Source organism: Thermodesulfobacteriota bacterium, assembly GCA_040757775.1.
Taxonomy (GTDB): domain Bacteria; phylum Desulfobacterota; class UBA8473; order UBA8473; family UBA8473; genus UBA8473.
The window spans coordinates 44,350-66,639 of sequence record JBFLWQ010000003.1 but is presented as its reverse complement, the minus strand read 5'-3'; the positions used below and the strand labels follow the sequence as shown (position 1 = coordinate 66,639).

Here is a 22,290-nt window from a genome sequence, read left to right as displayed (position 1 = left end):
TATTCTTAAGGAAACTCATGAACGTATTATTCATTGTTCCTTATCCTACTGAAGGCCCCAGCAACAGATACAGAGTGGAGCAATATCTGCCTTACCTTAAGGGAAAAGGGATTGATTATTCTCTTCAACCATTTATTTCGTCCGATTTCTTTAAGATTCTTTACAAAAGAGGCAATCTAACAAAAAAATGTTTGTATTTTTTCTTGGCTTCGTTAAGAAGATGTTTGGATGTAATCAAAGGCAACGAATACGATGTAGTTTTTGTACATATAGAATCATTTCCATTTGGCCCGGCTATATTAGAGTGGTTTTTTTCAAAGCTAAACAAACCGATTATATACGATTTTGAGGATGCAATTTATTTACCAAATTTCACAACCAATAATAAATTCATAAACTATTTGAAATGTCCCCATAAATTTTACCAAATTCTGGGGTTAAGCAGTCATATAATTGTTTGTAATAAATATATGAGAGACCTTGTTTATCCCTATAATAATAATGTTACGGTTATTCCAACATCTATTGACACCGAGAAATTTAAATTAAAGGATTTCAGCTTTCACAATAAGAAACCTATTGTAGGCTGGATTGGGAGTCATACTACATCATATTGTCTTGAGCCACTTACAAAAGTCTTTATCTCGCTAGCTAAAAAGTATGATTTTTACTTGAAGATAATCGGTGCTGGAAAAGACTTCAGGATACCCGGGGTAAATATAATTAACAAAGAATGGACGTTAGAAGAGGAGGTTGATGACTTTCAGAAACTGGACATAGGGATATATCCACTCCCGGATGACGAGCGTTCAAAGGCAAAAACCCCTTTTAAGACAATTCAATATATGTCGGTTGGCGTACCTGCTGTTGTTTCGAGGGTTGGTGGAAATATAGACATTGTTCAAGATGGCGTGAATGGTTTTTTGGCATCAAAAGAGGAAGAATGGTTTGAAAAACTATCCAGACTTTTTGAAAACCCAGAATTACGGGTTAAGATTGGCAATGCCGGCAGAAAAACAGTTGAAGAAAGATTTTCCCTGAACCATAATGCCCCTCTCTTCCATCGAGTTATCACACAATTAGTTTAAGGAGGTAGATGAATGATTTTATTAACTGGCTCAAATGGTATGGTAGGCAGCTATTTTCATGAAATAAAAGCTACATTTGATGAAGAGTTAGTCTTTACAGATATTGATACACTGGATATCGGTGATTATCATGCGGTAAAAAAACAGATTTCCGAAAATGATTATACTCATGTAATACATCTGGCAGCAGAAACCGATGTGGATTTATGTGAAAAGGACCCTGATTACGCTTTCAAAATCAATGTATTGGGAACCCAGAATGTAGCCTTAGCTTGCCATGAAAAGGATATCATTATGGTATATATCAGCACTGCAGGGGTTTTTGGTGCCGATGGCAAGGCAGGCCCCTTTACTGAATTTGACCCGCCAAACCCAGCTAATGTTTATGGCATAACAAAATTGAAGGGTGAAGAGGTAGTGGAAAAATTTTTGCGAAAATACTTTATCGTTCGTGCTGGCTGGATGATAGGGGGAAAAGAAAAGGATAAAAAGTTCGTAGCCAAAATTAAAAAATTGATGAACACAGAAAAAGAACTAAAAATCGTTTATGATAAAATTGGAAGTCCAACCTATGCGAAAGAACTGGTTACAGGAATCAGGGAGCTGCTAAAAACAGATTATTATGGGTTATTTCATATGACCAATAAAGGTACTTGCAGCAGGTATGAGATAGCCTGTGAAATGGCAAAAATTCTAAATACTGACATAAAAATAACCCCCGTTAATTCTGCCCACTTTCCATTACCTGCCCCAAGAGCTCACTCTGAAGCCATGCGGAACATGAAATTAGACCTCTTAGGATGGAACCACATGAGCCATTGGAAGGATGCTTTAAAAGAATATCTTCTCAGTTTTGACGATAAGTAAGATACAAGAATGTGCGGAATAGTAGGCATCTACAATCCTAATAGCGGTGTTGACTTACACTCTTTAAAAGATATGACGAACACTCTTTCTCATCGGGGACCGGATGAGGAAGGGTATTTTGTTGATTTAGAATCAGGTATTGCCTTTGGTCATCGCAGACTTTCCATTATTGATGTCAAAACCGGTCAGCAGCCCCTATGCAATGAAGACCAGTCTGTCTGGGTAATACTGAATGGAGAAATCTATAATTTCCTGGAACTTCGTAAAGAATTAGAGACCATGGGACATCACTTCGAAAGCAGTAGTGACACTGAGGTTGTTGTCCATGCCTATGAGAGTTTTGGTTCACACTGTGTTAAGCATTTCAGGGGAATGTTTGCCTTTGCTTTATGGGATAAAAATGAAAAGAAACTCTTTATGGCTAGAGACAGAGTAGGTAAAAAGCCTTTGGTATACACACGTCTTTCCAATGGAACCCTCCTTTTCGCATCTGAAATCCAGTCCCTTTTAAAACACAGAGGACTCGGTAGAGAAATAGATACTGAGGCAATAAATTATTTTCTCAGCTACACATATATCCCCGCTCCCCTGACAATATTTAAAGGTATTTTTAAGGTTCCTCCGGGACACTCTCTGACTTACGATGGAGATACTATTCAGGTTCAGCCATACTGGCAATTACATTACTATCCAAAGCTACAGATATCAGAAGAAGACGCTATTGAGACGCTCATGGAGTTATTAAGAGAATCGGTTAAGATTCGTTTAATAAGTGAGGTACCATTGGGGGCATTTTTAAGCGGAGGCATAGATTCAAGTACTGTGGTAGCCCTAATGAGTGAATTTACAAATGGCCCTGTAAAAACCTTTTCTATCGGTTTTGAAGAGCAGGATTTCGATGAGCTAAGATATGCAAGAAGGGTTTCAAGACTGTATGGAACCGACCATCATGAATTTATTGTAAAACCTAAAGCCCTGGATATCCTTCCTACTCTGATCAGGCACTATGGAGAACCATATGCGGATTCTTCAGCTATCCCGACTTACTATCTTTCAAAGATTACACGAGAACACATCACTGTAGCCCTTAATGGTGATGGAGGCGATGAACTTTTTGCCGGCTATGATAGATACTTTGGGTTTAAATTATCATCATATCTGGACAACCTGCCTGACTTCTTCAAGAAGATGCTGGCATATCCAATAGAGATACTTTCCCCAGATTCGATTAACCCAAAAAGTAAACTCAGAAGGATTAAAAGGTTTTTTCAAGGGATATCTTTATCTCCAATTGAGCGGTATTTTCGGTGGATAAGTGTCTTTAGAGAGAGGGACAAGACGGGTTTATATTCTGAAGAGTTTAAGAATACACTGGGAAAAGTTTCTTCCATCGATCTACTTGCACCGTTTTTTAACAATCATGATTATCTCGACCCAGTTGATACCCTTCTCAATACTGATACCCATACCTATTTACCTTATGACCTTCTGGTTAAAGTAGATATAACCAGTATGGCAAACTCACTGGAGGCGCGATCCCCTTTCCTGGATCATGTCCTCATGGAATTTGTAGCCCGACTTCCTTCCAATTTCAAACTGCATGGACGGCAATCCAAGTATCTTCTAAAAAAGGCTTTCAACAGTCAACTTCCTTCTGAAAACCTGCACCGGACGAAAATGGGCTTTGGCGTACCAATTGCCAAGTGGTTCAGGGAAGATCTGAAGGATTTTTTGTCTGAAAACCTCCTGTCGAATACTTGCCTGAAGAGAGGTTACTTTAAGCCTGAAAGGGTCAGGGAGTTGGTTCATTCTCACATCGGTGGGAAAGAAGATTACAGCTATCATCTGTGGACATTGCTTATGCTGGAACTCTGGCATAGAGAGTTTATTGACAGAGACAGTTTCTGATTACAGGGAACTTCTAAACAAACCTCTTAGTAGTCCATCCTGAAATTTTTCGCGATGAACTGAGACCTTTACACAACCTGCCGAGAGCTTTGAAAAAGTCCTCTGAGAGCGAATTCATAGATTTTTTGGGGAACCCACCTTGGCGAGCGTAATGTAGAAAATTCACATGGTTGACCCGCCAGAGGTGGGGAGTTTCTGAATTTTCAATGAAGCGAGCTTAGATGGGTCAAAAAATGTATGCTGAAGCGAAAAGGGGTACTTTTGCAAAGCTCTCGAACTAAGTAAGTCATTATAAATATGTCTGTAAGCAAACTCATACTTGAGGACGGTTCGGTTTATTATGGATACCCTTTTGGGCATCAAAAGTCAGTTGCCGGCGAGGTAGTTTTTAATACAGGGATGGTCGGATACCCTGAATCTCTGACCGACCCTTCCTACAAAGGACAGATACTGGTGTTCACCTATCCTTTGATAGGAAATTATGGGATGCCAGATTTCAGCAGACGAGATGGGATATTGAACTTCTATGAATCTGATAACGCTAAGGTACAGGGGCTAATTGTTTCTGAATACTCACTGAATAATGACCACCGGAGCGCAGAGCAAAGTCTGGATGACTGGCTTAAAAGCCAGGAGATTCCGGGTATATATGGGGTTGACACAAGATCTCTGACAAAAAAATTGAGAGACAGGGGGGCTATGCTTGGCAAAATCATTTACATGGATAACGACCCCGGTTTTTATAATCCTAACAAGGAAAACCTCGCTGTCTTTGTTAGTATTAAAGATCCAGTATTTTATGAGGCAGGGCGTAAAAAGAGGATCGCTCTTTTAGATTGCGGATGCAAGAATGGTATTATTCGTTCTCTTCTCAACAGAGGGGTTTCTATTCTGCGTGTGCCATGGGATTATGATGTGTCCAATGAAAAATTCGATGGGCTTTTGGTTTCTAATGGGCCTGGTGATCCGGAGATGTACAAACAAACTATTTACAATGTCAGAAAAATAATAGAACGTAATTTGCCCATCCTTGGTATTTGTCTTGGAAATCAAATTTTAGCTCTTGCCGCAGGAGCTGATACTTACAAACTAAAATTTGGTCATCGAAGCCAAAATCAGCCCTGCCTTGAGGTTGGCAGTAAACATTGCTACACTACGTCGCAAAACCATGGTTATGCCGTTAGTGCTGAGTCACTTCAACAAGGATGGGTTCCATGGTACTCTAATTTGAATGACGGGACTAATGAAGGTATCCGACATATAGCCAAGCCCTTTTATGGTGTACAGTTCCATCCAGAGGCATCTCCAGGACCAACGGATACCTCTTTTATTTTTGACCAGTTCATAGGAATACTTGATGGATAGGTTCGACAAGGTTCTTATTCTGGGAAGTTCTGCATTGCAAATAGGTCAGGCAGGCGAATTTGATTACTCAGGCAGTCAAGCTATTAAAGCGATGAAAGGGGAAGGAATATATACAATATTAATCAATCCGAACATAGCAACTGTCCAAACCTCTGATGGTCTGGCAGACAAGGTATACTTTTTACCCGTGAACGAGTATTTTGTTGAGAAAGTTATACAAAAAGAAAAACCAGACGGAATCATTTTAGGCTTTGGGGGACAGACCTCCTTAAATTGTGGTCTTAAACTCAACGAAAAAGGTATTTTTAAAAAATACAATGTCAGGGTTCTTGGAACCCCGATAGAGGCAATCGAGTCCACAGAGAACAGACACATTTTTGCAAAAAAACTGGATGAGATAAATGTGAAGTTCCCTGTTGGTAAGACCGCGAGCAGTGTAGAAGAGGCGATTCAAGTTACCAGAGATATAGGTTTTCCAGTTGTAATAAGAATGGCATATGCTTTAGGAGGGCTGGGATCTGGTATCTGTTATAACGAAGAAGAAGTTCAACATCTGTCTGCAAAAGCCTTCTCATATACAAAACAAATCCTGATTGAAGAATATCTGGAAGGCTGGAAAGAAATAGAATATGAGGTAATGAGAGATTACTATAATAATTGCATATGTGTCTGTAATATGGAAAATTTTGATCCTTTAGGTATTCACACCGGCGAAAGTATTGTTGTAGCTCCGAGTCAAACTTTAAATAATTATGAATATCATAAGCTGCGTGAAGTTTCCATTAAAGTTATAAGACACCTGGGAATAGTTGGCGAATGCAATATACAGTTCGCAGTAGATCCCAAATCAGATGATTACCGCGTAATTGAGGTAAATGCCCGCCTCTCAAGAAGTTCAGCTCTGGCATCAAAGGCAACAGGATACCCTTTAGCTTTAATTGCAGCTAAGTTGAGTTTAGGATTTAGCCTGGCTGAATTGAAAAACTCGATCACGCATACCACTTTCGCATGTTTTGAGCCGGCATTAGATTATGTTGTGGTAAAAATACCACGATGGGATTTAAAAAAGTTCAAAAATGTGTTTAAACACATCGGTACAGGAATGAAATCCGTTGGCGAGGTGATGGCAATTGGGCGTACCTTTGAAGAAGCATTACAAAAAGCAATCCGCATGTTAGAAATTGATGTCCTTGGTCTGGTCGGGAATGAAAACATAAAATTTGAAGACGTTTCAGAAGAACTAATCAAGCCAACGGATGAGAGAATTTTTGCTATCCCTTCAGCTATTACAGATGGATTCACAATTGACCAGATTTATGAAATGACCCATATAAATAAGTGGTTCTTATACAAAATCAAAAGGATAGTCGAAATAGCCGATGAGTTAAAGAAATTCAGGGACAGACAATGCCCCAGTTTTATCCTTAAAATGGCTAAACAGGCAGGATTCTCTGATTTACAAATCAGCAAATATCTGGAATCAAGCGAGGAGCAGGTTCGGTTGATACGGAGGGGCTACGGTATCATCCCATGTATAAAACAAATTGATACCTTAGCAGCGGAATATCCAGCGAAAACAAATTATCTGTATCTTACATATAATGGAATTGAAGATGATGTTGATTTCACTGAGAAAAATTCTGTTATCGTGCTGGGTTCCGGTGCTTATCGGATTGGAAGTTCAGTGGAATTTGACTGGTGCTGTGTAAATACAGTCAGGGTATTGAAACAGCTTGGATTTAACACTATTATGATCAATTATAATCCGGAAACGGTAAGTACAGATTATGACGAATGTGATCGCCTGTATTTTGATGAATTGAATCTCGAAACCATTGTTGGTGTTTATGAAAAAGAAAAACCCATCGGTATAATAGTATCTATGGGTGGACAGATTCCTAACAGCCTGGCTATGAAGCTTTTCGAAAGTGAAGTAAAGATTCTTGGCACCCATCCATTTTCCATAGATAAGGCAGAAGACAGGGAAAAATTTTCAAGCCTGCTGGATTCAATTAATATTGAGCAACCAGTCTGGAAAGAACTCTCATCCAGAGAAGATGCTATAAATTTTGCCTCCAAAATAGAGTACCCGGTTTTGGTACGTCCCTCCTACGTTTTGAGTGGTGCCGCAATGGGTGTTGCCCTAAACGATAAAGAACTGATCGATATACTGAAAAGGGCGGTAGTCGTTTCCAAAGAACACCCTATCGTGGTCAGTAAATTTATTGAAGATGCAAAGGAAATTGATATAGACGCTGTAGCTAAAAATGGAGAAATAATAGTGTCTATGATATCAGAACATGTGGAAAATGCTGGGGTTCATTCAGGTGACGCTACCCTGGTAACGCCACCTCAGAGGACTTTTTTAGAAACTATCAGACAAATTAAGGACTATACTTCAAAAATAGCAAACAAACTTGAGATTAAAGGACCTTTTAATATACAATTTATTGCAAAGGGAAATAAAGTCAGTGTTATCGAGTGTAACCTGCGGGCATCACGAAGCTTCCCATTTGTTTCCAAAGTTTATAAGACGAATCTGATAGAAACCGCTACAAAAGTTATTATGGATTATCCTGTTGAAAAGAAAGCAAATTCTTTTTTTGGACTCGAATACTGTGGAGTCAAAGCCCCACAGTTTTCCTTCACAAGGCTTCATGGTGCAGATCCCGTTACCGGAGTCGAAATGGCTTCAACTGGAGAAGTTGGTTGTATAGGCGAAGACTTTGAGGGGGCATTTTTGAAGTCATTAATCTCCGTTGGTTTTAAATTCCCCATAAAAAGTGTTTTGCTCTCCACAGGTCCTTTGCAAAACAAGGTGGAATTTCTTTCCAGCGCAAAGTTACTGAGCAATTTAGGTATGACACTATACGCCACAAGAGGAACAGCCGATTTTCTGAAAAAACACGGTATAGAAACCACCACACTTTTCTGGCCTCTGGAAGAAAAGAGTCCAAACGTAGTTTCTCATATCGAAGATGGTAAAATAGACTTGGTTATTAACATACCGAAAAATACACAAGAGGAAGAACTTACTAACGACTACATAATAAGGAGGAAAGCGGTTGATTTTGGGGTCAGCCTTATAACGAACATACAATTAGCCAATCGCTTTGCAGAAACTCTGGCCAATAAAAATTTGGAAAGTCTGGAAATAAAAAGCTGGGATGAATACTAACAATAAGCCTCTAATCAGAGTGTGCCCTATATGGATTAAAGTGATAATTAAGCTGGTCAATTGGTAGGTATTGAATAACCAGTTATAAATGAAAGAGGTTTCCCCTTTACAGTTCTGCGTTAATATCTCTAAAACCAGTGATGAATAAAAATATAACATACAGAATTACCAAGAACTTTTCGAGCCTCATTGCCGCACAGGTTGTCTACAAACTCATTATGTTAATTATGATGATATGGATAGCACGGTTTTTAGGCGCACAGGGTTTTGGGCAAATTTCCTATGGACTATCTTTTGTGTGGGTGTTTATATTTCTCTCTGATTTTGGTTTTTCAGAACTTTTTATAAGGGATGTAGTCTCAAAAAAGAATCTCTTTGAAAAATATATCAACAATATTGTTACACTTAAAATTTTTGTAAGCCTGGTATTCTATTCAATAATTATTTTGTTGGGCTGGAGATTTTCTTTTGGCATTGAAAAATTCTGGATCATTTCAATCCTTGGGTTGTCTGTAATTCTTGATTCATTTGTGTATTTCTTCCGGTCTCTATTCCGGGTTAAAGAAACTATGGGATATGAAGCAATCTTAATGGTTATAGAGGGTGTGCTAAAGATAGGTATGGTATTTTTAGCCATTAAATCAAAATTTGATCTTCATGGTGCGATTCTGATAGCAATTGCCCTGCTTATAGTAAGTATTGTGAACTTCCTTATAAATTTTGTAATTTTCATTTTTAATTATAAAAAATCTTCTTTTACTTTTTCCTCAGATTTATGGCGTTATCTCCTGGCGAACAGCTTTCCTTTTGCCCTCGGTTATATATTAGCACTAATCAACTTTAGAGTAGATGTTATAATGCTATCTGTGATGGAAGGAGATGTAGCAGCAGGATGGTATAATGCTGACTATAAACTGTTAGAGCAATTTTTCATTATACCAATAACGTTATCCTATGTGTTCCTGCCAGTCTTCTCAAAATTATCTAAATCATATGATAATTTACAGAAGATTTTTAAGCGAGCTGTAACCACTTTATTCATATTTGGGTTTGGCGGCGTGGGTTTATGTTATCTATTCGGAGACAAAGCAATCGAACTAATATATGGAAGAGAATTTGAAAATGCCAAGAACTATTTTTTTATCCTTTCCCTGGTTTTGCCAATTTTTTTTATTAAACCTATAATAGAAAAATTCTTATATGGATTGGAGAAACAGTTAATAGTATGCGGGCTATATTTAGCTGGAGTTATATGTAATATTATCCTGAATTTAATTATGATTCCACAATTAGGTATAAACGGGGCATCTATTGCAACTGTTATTAGCGAAATTTTGACAACAGGGTTACTATTTTATTTCGGCAGGACTTTAATATCATCGGTTCAAAAGAAAAAGGTAATTGAGCATAAAATACCGGTTATGTCAGATCTTATTTGATTCCTCGATTAACTAAGAGTATACAATGAATCGTTTAAAAGAATTGGAAAGGAGATTAGAAAAAGCAAGGGATATTGATGACATTGCAGAATTTACCCGAACAAAGAAACTCCATACGGAATTAAGTCAATTTGACAAATATAGAATAAAACTAATGCGCAGGGTTTTTAATAAATCCCTGAGTGGGATTGTCTTAGATACAGGCTGCAGTATTGGTGAGATGGTGAAATATTATGAAAGGCGTTCATCAAAGAGTATATGTTGTGACATGGATTTATTCTTAATAAGAGGCACAAGATATGTAAACAAAAATCTACCAAAATCAAGTTTTATATGTGCTGATATTAGAAACCTGCCTTTCCAGAATGCCTATTTTGATACTATTATTGCTCTAGAAATCATAGAACATCTTCCAAAATGTGATCATGAAAGAGTTATCAATGAGATTTTAAGAGTTGCAAAGCCTGATGCTGTTATCTACATTTCTACACCAAATCGATTTTCTCTGTCAGGAGTTGAGGGAAAGCTAATAAAAATTTTTGTAAGGGACTACAAATGGAGTGCATGGGATTCTAGTCATAAATATATATATTCGTCTCGGGAATTTATTCGTTTTACTGCTTCTAAAAATCTTCACATAAAGAATATTTACGGATTTTATTTCTTGCCAGGAAGTACCTTAGTAAGATTGCCTGCGATACTTCAGAGAATTTTGGGTACCTTTTCGTTTTTTATCTCACGGTCATTTGGTTGTTTCTTTCCACTGAAATACCTGGGCTTTTCAACTATCCTTGAGTTGAAAAATAGTAATTGATACCCTGAGAGCAAAAGACTTTGGAATCCATTATGGACAGCATGCAAAAAGGCAAAGTCAGAGACTATTTTAATTATGTTTCAGATGACTATCTTCAAGTTTATACTGAGGTTTTGCCCTCAGATTCGATACAGGCATATATCTTTCAAGAGAGGAAAGAATATATCTTAAATCTCTTGGGGAAGAACGGAGGTCGTGTTCTTGATGTGGGATGTGGCCCTGCGATCTTTATTAATGAACTTCTGGAAAGAGGCTGTCAGGTATGGGAAGTGGACATCTCCCATAAAATGATTGAACATGCAAAAAAAATACTAGGGAAAAATGAATCGACAGCGAAAGTTGAATTTTTGGTGGGAGATACCGAGCATCTAAGCTTCCCCAATAATTTTTTTGATTGCGTTCTTTGTGTAGGGGTACTTGAATATATAGATAATGAAAAAAAGTCCCTTGAAGAAATCTCGCGGGTTTTAAAGCCTGGTGGAGAGCTAATCCTGACTGTACCTAATATAACAAGTCCTTTTAATAAACTCGATAGATTGTTGATGAAACTTTTCAGAATATGTTTCCATATTTATCGCTACTTGTCCATATCTTTAGGCAGAGAGGTTTATTTGCCGGAGAAAAAGTTGTCTTTAAGAACAGATATTACAAACAGATTGTATTCATCTCGTTTGCTCGACCGAACACTGGCAAAAGAGGGGTTGAAAGTAGTTGATAAAAAATACCATATTTATCGATTTGCCTTCTTAAATCCACTGATCCCAAGTTTTGGTATATGGTTAAGCAAAAAAGGGGATATCTTTGAAAAATTACATCTTGACCAGATGGGTGTGAACTGCATTATCAAAGCAATAAAGAAACATGACACTTACTAAACTTAAAATATCTTACCGCCTGAAACTTCTAATCAGAGATCTTATTACATATTTACTATTACCAATTTCATCTTTAAAAATTGAAAACTCAATACCTATTTTAGTCTATCATTCTGTCGATGATATACCCCCGCATGAAGACTTACAACGACTCAATACTCCTCCGAGTCTATTTGAACAACATATTAAATACCTGGTCAATGCTGGATATCGAGTAATCTCATTGAATAATCTGGGGGATTATCTCAAGAAAGACAAACAAAATTGCTCCAAAATGGTTGTTTTAACCTTCGATGATGGGTACAAAAATTGGCATCATAATGCTTATCCCATTTTGCAGAAATACGGATACCCTGCAACGATATTTATTATCTGCGAATGTCTGGACAGTAATGAACCTTTCGGTTGGATTAAAAATGGTACTCAATATGGTTCTCCCCTCTCAATTCCAGAAATCAAGGAAATACTAAAAGACAACTTTACAGTGGGATCCCATTCTCTGTCTCATCCTGATCTGACCAAGCTTGCTTATGACGACTGTATCAGGGAGATTGGCGAGTCAAAAAAAAGGCTGGAAGAACAGTTTGGGAAGTCAGTAGATTATTTTGCTTACCCTTTTGGAGCACGGGTTCATATCACTGAAGATATAAAAAAACATGTTAGAAATGCCGGTTATAAAGGTGCGGTTTCAAATATCATGGGCATTAATAAAAATGATGCCGATTTCTATAGTCTGAAGAGGATAAGAATAGACTGGCATGATAATATTTCAAGATTCAGATTGAAGTTAATCGGAGCTTATAACTGGTTGGACAGGTTTCGATGAAGGTATTACTGATACAACCTCCATATACTATCCTTAAAACAGAGTCAAGATTCTGCCAACCGCCTCTGGGACTTGCCTATTTAGCGTCTGTTTTAGATAAAGAGCATGATGTTTTAATACTGGACTGTATAGCGGAGGGTTTTAACAATATAAGCGTCCAGAACAAAGATTTTAAGAGGTACGGTCTTTCCGAAGATAAAATAAAAAGAAGGATTCAGAAAATAAATCCCGATGTTGTTGGTGTTTCAAACCTTTTTACGGCGCAGGCAGAGGAAGCGCATAGAATCTGCAAAATAGCTAAAGAGGTCAATTCTTCAATTGTTACAATAATGGGTGGGGCACATCCATCGGCCATGCCAGAGTTAACTCTCAGAGATTCTGATGTGGACTTTATTGTAATCGGCGAAGGAGAAAATACCTTAAAAAATCTTCTTGAGACATTTGGAAAGAACAATACTGTCAATGAAATTAGTGGGCTAGCCTATAGAAAGGATGGCAGAGTTATTATTAACAAGAAAAATGAATTTATAGACAATCTGGATACTTTACCCTTTCCAATATGGAAGAAGTTCCCGCTAAAAAAGTATTTCACTATAAATACTCCCCATGGGGCAAATGTGAAAAGATCACCCTTTCTCCCTGTTATTACCTCCAGAGGGTGTCCAAATCATTGCACTTTCTGTTCTATACATAATATATGGGGCAGAAAATTCAGAAAGAGAAGCGCGGAAAACGTCCTTTCTGAATTAGAGTATATAGTTTCCGAATTTGGTGTTAAGGAGATATTATTTGAAGACGATAACCTAACTCTGGATAAGGAAAGAGCTAAAGCAATTTTTAAAGGAATTATTGATAGGGATTTTGACTTTACTTGGTCTACGCCGAATGGCCTTTCACTCATGACATTAGATGATGAACTGCTGGAGTTGATGAAAAAAAGCGGGTGTCACAGCATAAGCCTTGCCATAGAATCAGGAGATAATAGGGTACTCAAGGAGATTATAAAAAAACCTATAAACCTCGAAAGGGTGGAGACTGTTTTAAAAAAGGCAAAACAGTTGGGTCTGGAAATCTCTGTATTTTTTGTAGTTGGTATGCCAGGCGAAAAAAAAGAAGATCTTGAGAGGACATTCAGGATGGCAAGGAACCTGCCTGTGGACCATATAAACTTCTTCTTTGCCACCCCGCTTCCCGGAACTGAGTTGTTTGACATATGTGTAAAGGAGCACCTGATTGATGAATCATTAGATTTCAGAAAATTTAAGTCTAATCTTCCTGTGTTTTCGACAAAAGAAATCAATATCTCGGAATTGAACTCTCTCGTGAGAAGGCAGAAGATCATCTTTCATACAAAAAGGGCACTGATGCATCCTATTGAATATTCTGGGAAGATAACCAAAAGGCTAATTGAACGGGTCATGTATATTTGATGATAAACGTTCACACGTTTACACGTGCAAAAAATAAGAAAACAGTGCTTTGCTGTTAGGTATTCAGGGGGTTTTTAATGAAAATAACACTCATATTTCCACCGTATTCTCCTAAAATATTTTCCGAGAATTTAAGTACGGTAGATGAGGAGTTTGCCATTGCACCACCGATAATACTGGCTTATGTAGCTGCTATACTTGAGAAACACTCTCATGAAGTAATGCTACTTGACGCCCGTGTCCTAAATATGTCAAAGGAGCAAGCTCTGGAAAGGATTAGAGGGTTTAATCCTGATATGATTGGATTTCGGGCAGAGACATACCATTTTCACGATTCATTGGAATGGGTAAGTTACCTGAAATCATACCTGAATATACCGGTGGTTACTGGCGGAGTTAATATGACGCTGTATCCAAAAGAGACGCTTTCTCATGATGCGATAGATTACGGTATCATAGGGGAGGCTATAGAGTCCTTACCCAGGCTTATATCGGCTTTGGAAAATAACGATGACTTCAGCAGTATTCCTGGGGTTGCATACAAGACACAGGAAGGTTCTGTTGTAATAAATCCGCCTTCGAATAACCTTGTGGACTTCGATTCTTACCCGTATCCGGCCAGGCATCTTCTCCCGAATGATCAGTATTATTCGTTTATATCACAAAGGAAAAATTTCACTATTATGCTTACAAGCACAGGGTGTCCTTTCAGGTGTACATTCTGTGCCATTCCCAGAGTTCACAGGGTAAGGTCACCCCAGAGCGTTATTGATGAAATAGATATGTGTTACAAAGATTTTAACATCAGAGAAATAGATTTCTTTGATGCTGTGCTCTTTACGCCCCGCAAAAGGATACTGGAAATATTTCATCTTCTAAAGGAACGCAAGTATGATCTGGAGTGGTCATGCCGGGCTCGTGTTGATATCGTTGATGATGAGGTTCTAAGGGAGGCAGCTGCTGCAGGCTGCCGTCAGATATATTATGGAATTGAGTCAGTCGATGAGAAGGTTCTTGATGCTGTTAACAAGAATATAGTGCCCAAAAAGGTTATCCGTGCCCTTGAACTTACGAGGAAATACAACATAAGCAGCATGGGATTTTTTATGGTTGGAAATGCCGGGGACACATGCAACACCGTCAGAAAAACAATTGAATTTTCAAAAAAACTTGATCTGGATTTTATCCAGGTATGCAGGACTATCGCCAAACCAGGAACGGACCTTGACAAACAAATGGTAGAGTTTACAGGGAAAGACCTGTGGAGAGAACATGTCTCAGGGAAAAAGATTGATAAGCGCCTTCCTTCCCCATGGTCTGATTTGAGTGAACTGGAAAAGGCTTTATTAACTAAAGAGTTTTACATGAAGTTCTATTTCAGGCCTAAGATTATAGCCAGAAGGCTCAAGATGTTGAAGTCATTTGAAGAATTCAAAAGATATGTCAGGGTTGGGATAAAAATGATTGTACAGAAATCACAAATTCCTTCTATAGTTACTGACACTACTGAGGCTGAAAAAATGCTGGAAATAAGTAAAACTTATTTGGATGAAGTAAAAAACCTGAAAGTCTCTGTAGTCGTCCCTACATATAATGAAAAAGACAATATCGTTCCAATAATATCAAAAGTTTTAGATGTTTTACCAGATGCCAATATTGTTATAGTTGATGACAAATCTCCTGACGGCACAGGTGACATTGCCGAGGGAATTGCAAAAGAAAAAAGCAATGTTCATGTGATTCACCGAACGGGAAAGAGGGGTTTGGGGTTCGCTTATAAGGATGGTTTTAAATATATATTAGACAATTTGGATTCGGATTATATATTTGAGATGGATGCCGATTTTTCCCATAATCCATGGTATCTACCATTGTTTTTGTATTATGCACAAAGCTATGACCTGGTTACTGGAACACGTTTTTTTGACAGGGTTAGTATAAAAGACAGGACTCTGTGGAGAAATGTAATATCCAAGACTACCAAATGGTTTGTGAACATTCTTACAGACATAAACCTGACAGATGTAACTACAGGGTTTAAGTGTTTCCAGAGAAAGATACTTGAAAAAATAGATTTGGATAACATTAAATCCAAAGGTTATGCTTTTCAAATAGAAGGTTCGTATTATGTAAGAAGGCTCAAAGGCAGGATAAAAGAAATCCCTATCCTGTTTATAGAGCGTAGCGTTGGCTGTTCAAAGATGTCATGGCGAATTATGTTTGAAGGGATGTTCTTGATCTTTAAACTTACATTGAAAAGGTTCATCCGCAACAAAATTAGACATAGAATTTAAAGGTAAATGGATTCAAGTTATATAAAAAAACGAGATGCGAAATCGATAAGTCGGTATCGACTAAAGAAAAGAATACATCAGATTGAAAAAGTTTTATTAGACCTAACTAATGGTAAAGCAGAGGGTATTTTAGATATAGGAACTGCTGATGGTCGGGTACTAGCTGAAATTACCAGCAGGTTTTCCTTTACAAAAGTCGTCGGAATAGAAATATTGCCCGATTTTGCAAAGATAGCACGTCAAAAAATTAATTGGGTTATTCAAGCAAAAGGTGAATGTCTCCCTTTAAAAAAAGATAGTTTCGGGGTAATACTAGCGACAGCAGTAATTGAACATATTAAAGAAACATCCCTCTTTTTAGACGAATGCTTCAACGTACTTAAGTCTGAAGGATTTCTTATAATTACACTACCGAATCCCTTTTTTGATTTTATTAATGGACTCTTTGTAAATACATACCATGTCCAAAGGTTTACCCTGGGTAAGATTAAACAGTTATTAAAAGCACATAATTTTAAAATAGAAGAAGCTACTCACTTTATGATTTCTCCTTTTTTCCAATTTCCTTTTGAAACAATCATAGAAAAATTTTTTAGAAAAATAAAAATGGATTTTCTTCTTTTTAATCAACTAATTGTAGCCAGAAAATTATAAGATGATAAAAAAAATAAAACTCGCCTGGTACTCTTCTAACAACCTAGAGAAGTTATTGTGGATATATATTATTTCCATTCCTTTTCAATGGACACCCACAATTCTCCATATACAAAAACGGATCCAGTGGTCTGAGTTAATATTTATGGTTATCTTCGTTGCCTATCTTATCAACTATTTCCTGGGCAAAAGAGATTTTAAGAAAAATCCGCTACAACTATCCTGTTTCATTATGATTCTATCATTCATACCTTCAATCTTAAATTCTGTAGCCGTGAGAAGTAGTCTTACTGAACTGGCTGGTTTTATATATCTTGTCCTTCTTCTTTCATTCATCATAAATATCTTCACAAAACCAGAACAGTTGAAAAGGGCACTGTATGTCTGGATTTTTACTGCACTTTTTGTCTGTTTAATAGGTCTGGCTGCTTTTGGTTTAAGTTTGGCAGGGGTAATTGATAAGTCCGATGCTATGTTATACTATTCGACTATAGAATCACAGGCACATCATTTTCCCAGAGTTCAGTCAACTTTGCTATCTCCCAACATGTTTACAACCTATATCCACACATCTTTAATTTTTCTAATGATAGTAATCATGGCAGGTACAGACCAAAAAGACAGGGGTTCTAAAATTATTTTAGTGGCAATCTCTTTCATTTTCATAGGAACAGCCTTCCTTACAGGTTCTCGAAGAATAACCGGAATTTTGTTCAGCCTCTTTATTATCGCAGCAAAATTTGGACGGAATAGGACAATGTCTGTAATCAAATATGCCACCTTCTGCGGATTTATAATATTTTTTCTCGTCTCATTGATAACAACTATCTTCGTAATTTTCCCCGTTAAAGTTGAATTTGATAAGTTAACCAAAAAAGTACAGGTCAACTTATCTTATTCATATAGCCTGCATTTTCTGCAACCGATAACCTCTTTGAACATGTTTAAAAAACATCCTTTGATTGGAGTTGGGATAGGAACCTACAACCAAAATTTCGGAGACAACGTTGAATGGGAAAAGGTGAAATCCAATTATGGTTTTGAGGCATATCCCGAATTTGTTAGACTTGTAAAAGACAAAACTCTAAACTTCGATCCGCATTCCGTTTATTTAGGTTCATTGGCTGAAACAGGTATTGCCGGTCTAGTTGGGGTATTGATCTTTTTCTCTAATATAATATATCTTTTAACAAAAAAAATAAGGCTAGCTACGGAAAGAGTAAATCAAAACGTTTTATGGTGCGTACTGGCAGGCATAATTGGATTTCTTTTAAATGGTTTTACAATTGACCTTTTGACTATGAGACACTTCTGGTTTTTAATAGGTATAGGTCTCACCCCTCTTCTCCTCCACAAAACAGAATCTTCAACTCACCCATCCTATCTTAAAACTCAATAGGCGAAGAAAGGCATTTAGCAACTGAAAAGATATTATAAGTATTTAGGATTTGTAATTCTGATTTTAATTATCTGGAAAATCGATATTCATCGATTGATTCAGATTATAGGGACCTTAAAAATTGATATTTTGATAGTTGTACTTCTTTTAAACCTGCCTGCAATCTTTATCAAGTCCTTAAGATGGAGATATATATTGAAACTTCAGTCCATTAGGTATTCTCTATCCCAGACCTTCGTATCTTATCTGAGTGGTCTCTTCGTCGGAATAGTTACCCCAGGAAGATTAGGAGAAGCTATAAAGATTTTTTATCTAAAAGAAGACCGGGGTATTCCTCTTAGCAAAGGATTATCAGGAGTTTTGGCTGACAGACTTTTTGATTTATGCTTTTTGATTTTATTTGGTATCTTGGGTAGTTGGCATTTGAGAATATTCGGACAACTTAACCAATTGGCAATGATCTCAATATCCCTGACAATTGTGGCAATTTTTATCTATTTCATTTCTAAAAACAGATTCAAAGATTTTATAGTACCATTCTTTAGAAAAAAATTTGGTGGTCTGGTTATAAGCTTAGAACAGTTTTTCATCGGTTTTAAAGATTTAGCCAGACCGATGATTATCCTGCCAGGATTCCTCACGGTAATAAGCTACCTTATATATTTTATTCAATGCCATTTAATGCTGCTATCCCTCAATATAAAAATAGACTTTCTAATAACCGTATTTTTGATGTCTTTAATTAATTTAGTCAGCCTTGTACCCATATCAATACTGGGAATTGGCACCAGAGAAGCCTCTATGATTTATCTTTTTGCATTAATCAATATCCCAAAAGAAGAGGCCATTGCTTTTTCATCTATAATTTTTGCTATATTTTATGTGTTCGGGGGATTTTTTGGGTATGGAGGCTGGGTACTAAGAAATAAAATAAGTCTAGCCAAGGTTGACAATGAATGATAAAAGAAAAGATAATTACCACATCTCAGTAATTATATAGATATAGTACATCCCAAATCTTATGAATCCAAAAAGTATGAAATTAATCTTAGTCGCTGGTGCCCGTCCCAACTTCATGAAAATAGCCCCTATCATCAATGCCATCAATAGGCATAATGAAAACAAAACCTCATCTGCTCCTGTTATCAATTATACGCTGGTTCACACAGGTCAACACTATGACTACGAGATGTCAAAGGTTTTTTTCGAAAACCTAAATATTCCTGAACCAGATGTCTATCTGGGAGTAGGCTCTGGAAATCACGGGGAACAGACAGGCAGAGTCATGATTGAATTCGAAAAACTCATTACTGGAGATATCCCAGATGCGGTAGTGGTTGTTGGAGATGTCAATTCCACCCTAGCTTGTGCATTAACCGCTGTTAAACTCCATATCCCCATTGCTCATGTTGAAGCCGGCCTTAGATCACTTGACAGAACCATGCCTGAAGAGATCAACCGTATAGTAACCGATGTGTTGTCAGATTATCTATTTACTACCTGTGAAGCCGGTAATAACAACTTGAGAAGAGAAGGCATCCCTGAAGAAAAGATTTTCTTGGTGGGCGACGTTATGATAGATACCCTCTTAGCTTATCGAGAAAAGGCTTTAAAAACTGATATACTGAGAAAGCTAAACATCGTATCTGATAATAAAGAAAAAATAATAGACTATTGCTTATTAACCCTGCACCGCCCTTCAAATGTTGATGATAAAAATTCCTTTTTAAAGATCCTAAAAGCATTACAAAAAGTATCAAAACAGATACCTCTTATTTTTCCAGTCCATCCCCGGACGAAAAAACAGATAGAAACTTTTAACATAAAGCAGTTTTTTGAAAATACTCCTTATAATGCATGGTACCCACTCCCTCCTAAAATATATTCCATCGACCCTCTCAGTTATCTGAATTTTCTAAACCTAATGATGCATGCCAAGTTCGTTCTTACCGACTCTGGATCTATTCAGGAGGAAACAATGGTGTTAAATGTTCCCTGTCTAACCCTCCGTGATACTACCGAGCGTCCTGATACCATTACCGAAGGAACAAACATCCTGGTCTGGAACAATACTCAAAAGATAATCGAAGAGGCAGCCAAAATTATGAAAGGACGAGGGAAAAAGAGTAAATTTTCTAAACAAAGTGACGGCAAGGCATCAGAAAGGATTGTCAAAATTTTGGCCCGAAAATTCAAATCAAAAAACGCAGAAAAAACTTTCTGAAGGTTAAAGGATAACGCTAGAACATATGCTGCAAGACCAGAACATCATTTGTATATCATCCATTGACTGGGACTTTGTCTGGCAAGGGCACCAAGAAATAATGTCTACATTTGCCAAACATGGTAACAGAGTATTGTTTATTGAGAATACAGGGGTTAGAACATTAACCTTTCATGATATTCCCAGGCTAAAAAAAAGAATCGGCAACTGGATTAAAAGTGTCAAGGGTTTCCGACAGGAAATGGAAAATCTTTATATCTTTTCACCCATATTTTTCCCCTTTCCCTATTCAAAGATTGCTCAACTTGTCAATCGCTTTCTCTTTCTGAATACACTTAAAAAATGGTTAAAAATAACCAGATTCTCTAATCCCATTATATGGACATTTTTACCTACCCAAACTACCATCAATTTAATAAATAATATCGAACACAAACTTGTTGTTTACTATTCTATAGCGGATTTTGCCCAGCTGACCAACAACCCCAAAAAGCTAAAAGAAACCGAGAGACAATTATTGAGAATCTGCGATGTGGTTTTTGCCCAGGGAGAAGAGATTAAAAACAGGTGCTTAGAACACAATCAAAATGTATATATATTCCCATTCGGTGTAAATATTGAGAATTTTCTTTCCTTCTCATACGAGGATTCCAATGTCCCCGAAGATATAAAGAGTATTCCCACACCGAGGCTTGGCTATATCGGGGGTATACATAAACATATCGATTTTGACCTTGTAAAAACACTGGCTAAACGAAACCCTAAGTGGTCTTTTGTATTTGTGGGTCCTCTACAAACAGATATTTCTAAGCTCCAGCGTTTAGAAAACGTCCACTTTTTAGGCAAAAAAGAGTTCACTGACCTGCCAGCCTATGTCAATTCATTCGATGCTGGTCTGATACCCTATGTCTTATCGGAATATACCAGAACAGTCTATCCCACAAAAATCAATGAATATTTAGTTATGAAAAGGCCGGTGGTTTCCACACCGCTTCCGGAGGTAATCAAGTTCAACGAGGAAAATGGAGCATTAGTCTACATCGGCAAAAACAATACCGACTTTGAAGAACAGATAAACAAGGCACTGAAAGAAAATGACCTGACAACACCTCAATTAAGGATTGAAGCAGCCAGGAAAAATTCCTGGACACAAAGAATCGAAGATATGAGTAACTTGATTGGGAAGGCATTAACGAAAAAAGAGTCAGAAAAGCTTAACTGGCAGGAACAAATGATTACTTTTTACTGGAGATACAGGAAGAGTCTCACAAAAACAGTTGTTACGCTGGCAGCAATCTTATATCTAATATTCTTCTCCCCATTAATCTGGTATTTAGCCAACCCATTAAAAATCCAAGAAACCCCAAAGAAAGCTGATGCTATTGTCGTATTAGCCGGGGGAGTAGGAGAATCAGGTAATGCCGGGGAGGGTTATGAGGAAAGGGTTGAAACAGGAGTTATGCTGTATAAGAAGGGTTATGCTCAGGACATCATTTTCTCATCGGGGTATGTCTTTGTTTTTAAAGAACCTGATGTTATGAAGGCGCTGGCTGTTTCACTGGGAGTACCTGAAAACCATATCATCCTGGAGAAAAAGGCAAGTAATACACACCAGAATGTTGTATATGTTAATGAGATATTGAATCAAAATGATTGGAAGAAGCTTATCCTGGTAAGCTCCCCTTTTCATATGAGAAGGGTTTCCCTTGTTTTCGACAAGGTCGCTCCTGACAAAGAGGTCATCTATACACCGGTAGCTTATAGCCATTACTATCAATGGCCTAGAAAATTAAGGTGGTTTTCTGTGCACAAACAGATTGCCATTGAACAAATTCGTGGCATCATGCATGAATATACAGGAATTCTTTACTATTGGTGGAAGGGTTACATATAATAACCGTTTGAACGTTTATACGTTAATAACGTGGA

At 37.4% G+C, this 22,290-nt stretch carries 17 protein-coding genes; 16 read left to right on the top strand and 1 reads right to left on the bottom strand.

Annotation, left to right across the window (positions count from 1 at the left end; all coding sequences use genetic code 11):
• Positions 1-17 precede the first annotated feature (17 nt).
• From AB1401_02870 to AB1401_02815, 12 genes are all read left to right on the top strand, one after another.
• Entirely contained in the window at positions 18-1,088 is a 1,071-nt protein-coding gene (locus tag AB1401_02870; protein ID MEW6614401.1) for a glycosyltransferase family 4 protein, read from the top strand.
• Positions 1,089-1,100: 12 nt separating this feature from the next.
• Positions 1,101-1,955: a dTDP-4-dehydrorhamnose reductase gene (rfbD, locus tag AB1401_02865; GenBank protein MEW6614400.1), complete on the top strand. Its 855-nt coding sequence runs from the start codon at positions 1,101-1,103 to the stop codon at positions 1,953-1,955.
• A 9-nt stretch (positions 1,956-1,964) separates the two neighbouring features.
• Positions 1,965-3,863: an asparagine synthase (glutamine-hydrolyzing) gene (gene asnB / locus AB1401_02860; protein MEW6614399.1), complete on the top strand. Its 1,899-nt coding sequence runs from the start codon at positions 1,965-1,967 to the stop codon at positions 3,861-3,863.
• Between the two features lie 297 nt (positions 3,864-4,160).
• A complete protein-coding gene (gene carA / locus AB1401_02855) occupies positions 4,161-5,228 on the top strand; it encodes a glutamine-hydrolyzing carbamoyl-phosphate synthase small subunit (protein ID MEW6614398.1) in 1,068 nt (355 codons plus the stop codon).
• Positions 5,221-8,406, top strand: coding sequence for a carbamoyl-phosphate synthase (glutamine-hydrolyzing) large subunit (carB, locus tag AB1401_02850; protein ID MEW6614397.1), 3,186 nt, complete (start codon positions 5,221-5,223; stop codon positions 8,404-8,406). Before carA ends, carB begins: the two co-directional genes overlap by 8 nt.
• 140 nt (positions 8,407-8,546) lie before the next feature.
• Positions 8,547-9,845 (top strand): flippase, encoded by a 1,299-nt coding sequence (locus AB1401_02845; protein MEW6614396.1) that lies wholly within the window; start codon positions 8,547-8,549, stop codon positions 9,843-9,845.
• 25 nt (positions 9,846-9,870) lie between these two features.
• The gene (locus AB1401_02840) at positions 9,871-10,659 is read left to right on the top strand and encodes a class I SAM-dependent methyltransferase (protein ID MEW6614395.1); all 789 of its coding nucleotides are present in this window, start codon (positions 9,871-9,873) and stop codon (positions 10,657-10,659) included.
• A 32-nt stretch (positions 10,660-10,691) separates the two neighbouring features.
• The gene (locus AB1401_02835; GenBank protein ID MEW6614394.1) at positions 10,692-11,534 is read left to right on the top strand and encodes a methyltransferase domain-containing protein; all 843 of its coding nucleotides are present in this window, start codon (positions 10,692-10,694) and stop codon (positions 11,532-11,534) included.
• Positions 11,521-12,360 (top strand): polysaccharide deacetylase family protein, encoded by an 840-nt coding sequence (locus AB1401_02830; protein MEW6614393.1) that lies wholly within the window; start codon positions 11,521-11,523, stop codon positions 12,358-12,360. The genes AB1401_02835 and AB1401_02830 overlap by 14 nt, the downstream gene beginning before the upstream one ends.
• The gene (locus tag AB1401_02825; GenBank protein ID MEW6614392.1) at positions 12,357-13,790 is read left to right on the top strand and encodes a radical SAM protein; all 1,434 of its coding nucleotides are present in this window, start codon (positions 12,357-12,359) and stop codon (positions 13,788-13,790) included. Before AB1401_02830 ends, AB1401_02825 begins: the two co-directional genes overlap by 4 nt.
• Before the next feature lie 77 nt (positions 13,791-13,867).
• Positions 13,868-16,084, top strand: a complete 2,217-nt coding sequence (locus tag AB1401_02820; GenBank protein MEW6614391.1) for a glycosyltransferase — start codon at positions 13,868-13,870, stop codon at positions 16,082-16,084.
• A gap of 6 nt (positions 16,085-16,090) precedes the next feature.
• On the top strand, positions 16,091-16,738 hold the full coding sequence (locus AB1401_02815) for a class I SAM-dependent methyltransferase (protein ID MEW6614390.1): 648 nt from the start codon (positions 16,091-16,093) through the stop codon (positions 16,736-16,738).
• Positions 16,739-16,912: 174 nt separating this feature from the next.
• Here AB1401_02815 and AB1401_02810 read toward each other — a convergent pair whose 3' ends face one another.
• Positions 16,913-17,077 carry a hypothetical protein gene (locus AB1401_02810; GenBank protein MEW6614389.1) on the bottom strand — a complete coding sequence of 55 codons (165 nt, stop codon included), beginning with the start codon at positions 17,075-17,077 and terminating at the stop codon, positions 16,913-16,915.
• A gap of 259 nt (positions 17,078-17,336) precedes the next feature.
• On the opposite strand from AB1401_02810, the gene AB1401_02805 reads away from it, so the two are divergent.
• The 4 genes from AB1401_02805 (at position 17,337) to AB1401_02790 (ending at position 22,255) form a co-directional block, all read left to right on the top strand.
• Positions 17,337-18,137 carry an O-antigen ligase family protein gene (locus tag AB1401_02805; protein ID MEW6614388.1) on the top strand — a complete coding sequence of 267 codons (801 nt, stop codon included), beginning with the start codon at positions 17,337-17,339 and terminating at the stop codon, positions 18,135-18,137.
• A 21-nt stretch (positions 18,138-18,158) separates the two neighbouring features.
• The gene (locus AB1401_02800; protein ID MEW6614387.1) at positions 18,159-19,097 is read left to right on the top strand and encodes a lysylphosphatidylglycerol synthase transmembrane domain-containing protein; all 939 of its coding nucleotides are present in this window, start codon (positions 18,159-18,161) and stop codon (positions 19,095-19,097) included.
• Between the two features lie 76 nt (positions 19,098-19,173).
• Complete coding sequence (gene wecB / locus AB1401_02795; protein ID MEW6614386.1) at positions 19,174-20,361, top strand: UDP-N-acetylglucosamine 2-epimerase (non-hydrolyzing); 1,188 nt, start codon at positions 19,174-19,176, stop codon at positions 20,359-20,361.
• A 100-nt stretch (positions 20,362-20,461) separates the two neighbouring features.
• Positions 20,462-22,255 (top strand): ElyC/SanA/YdcF family protein, encoded by a 1,794-nt coding sequence (locus AB1401_02790; protein MEW6614385.1) that lies wholly within the window; start codon positions 20,462-20,464, stop codon positions 22,253-22,255.
• Positions 22,256-22,290: the final 35 nt, after the last annotated feature.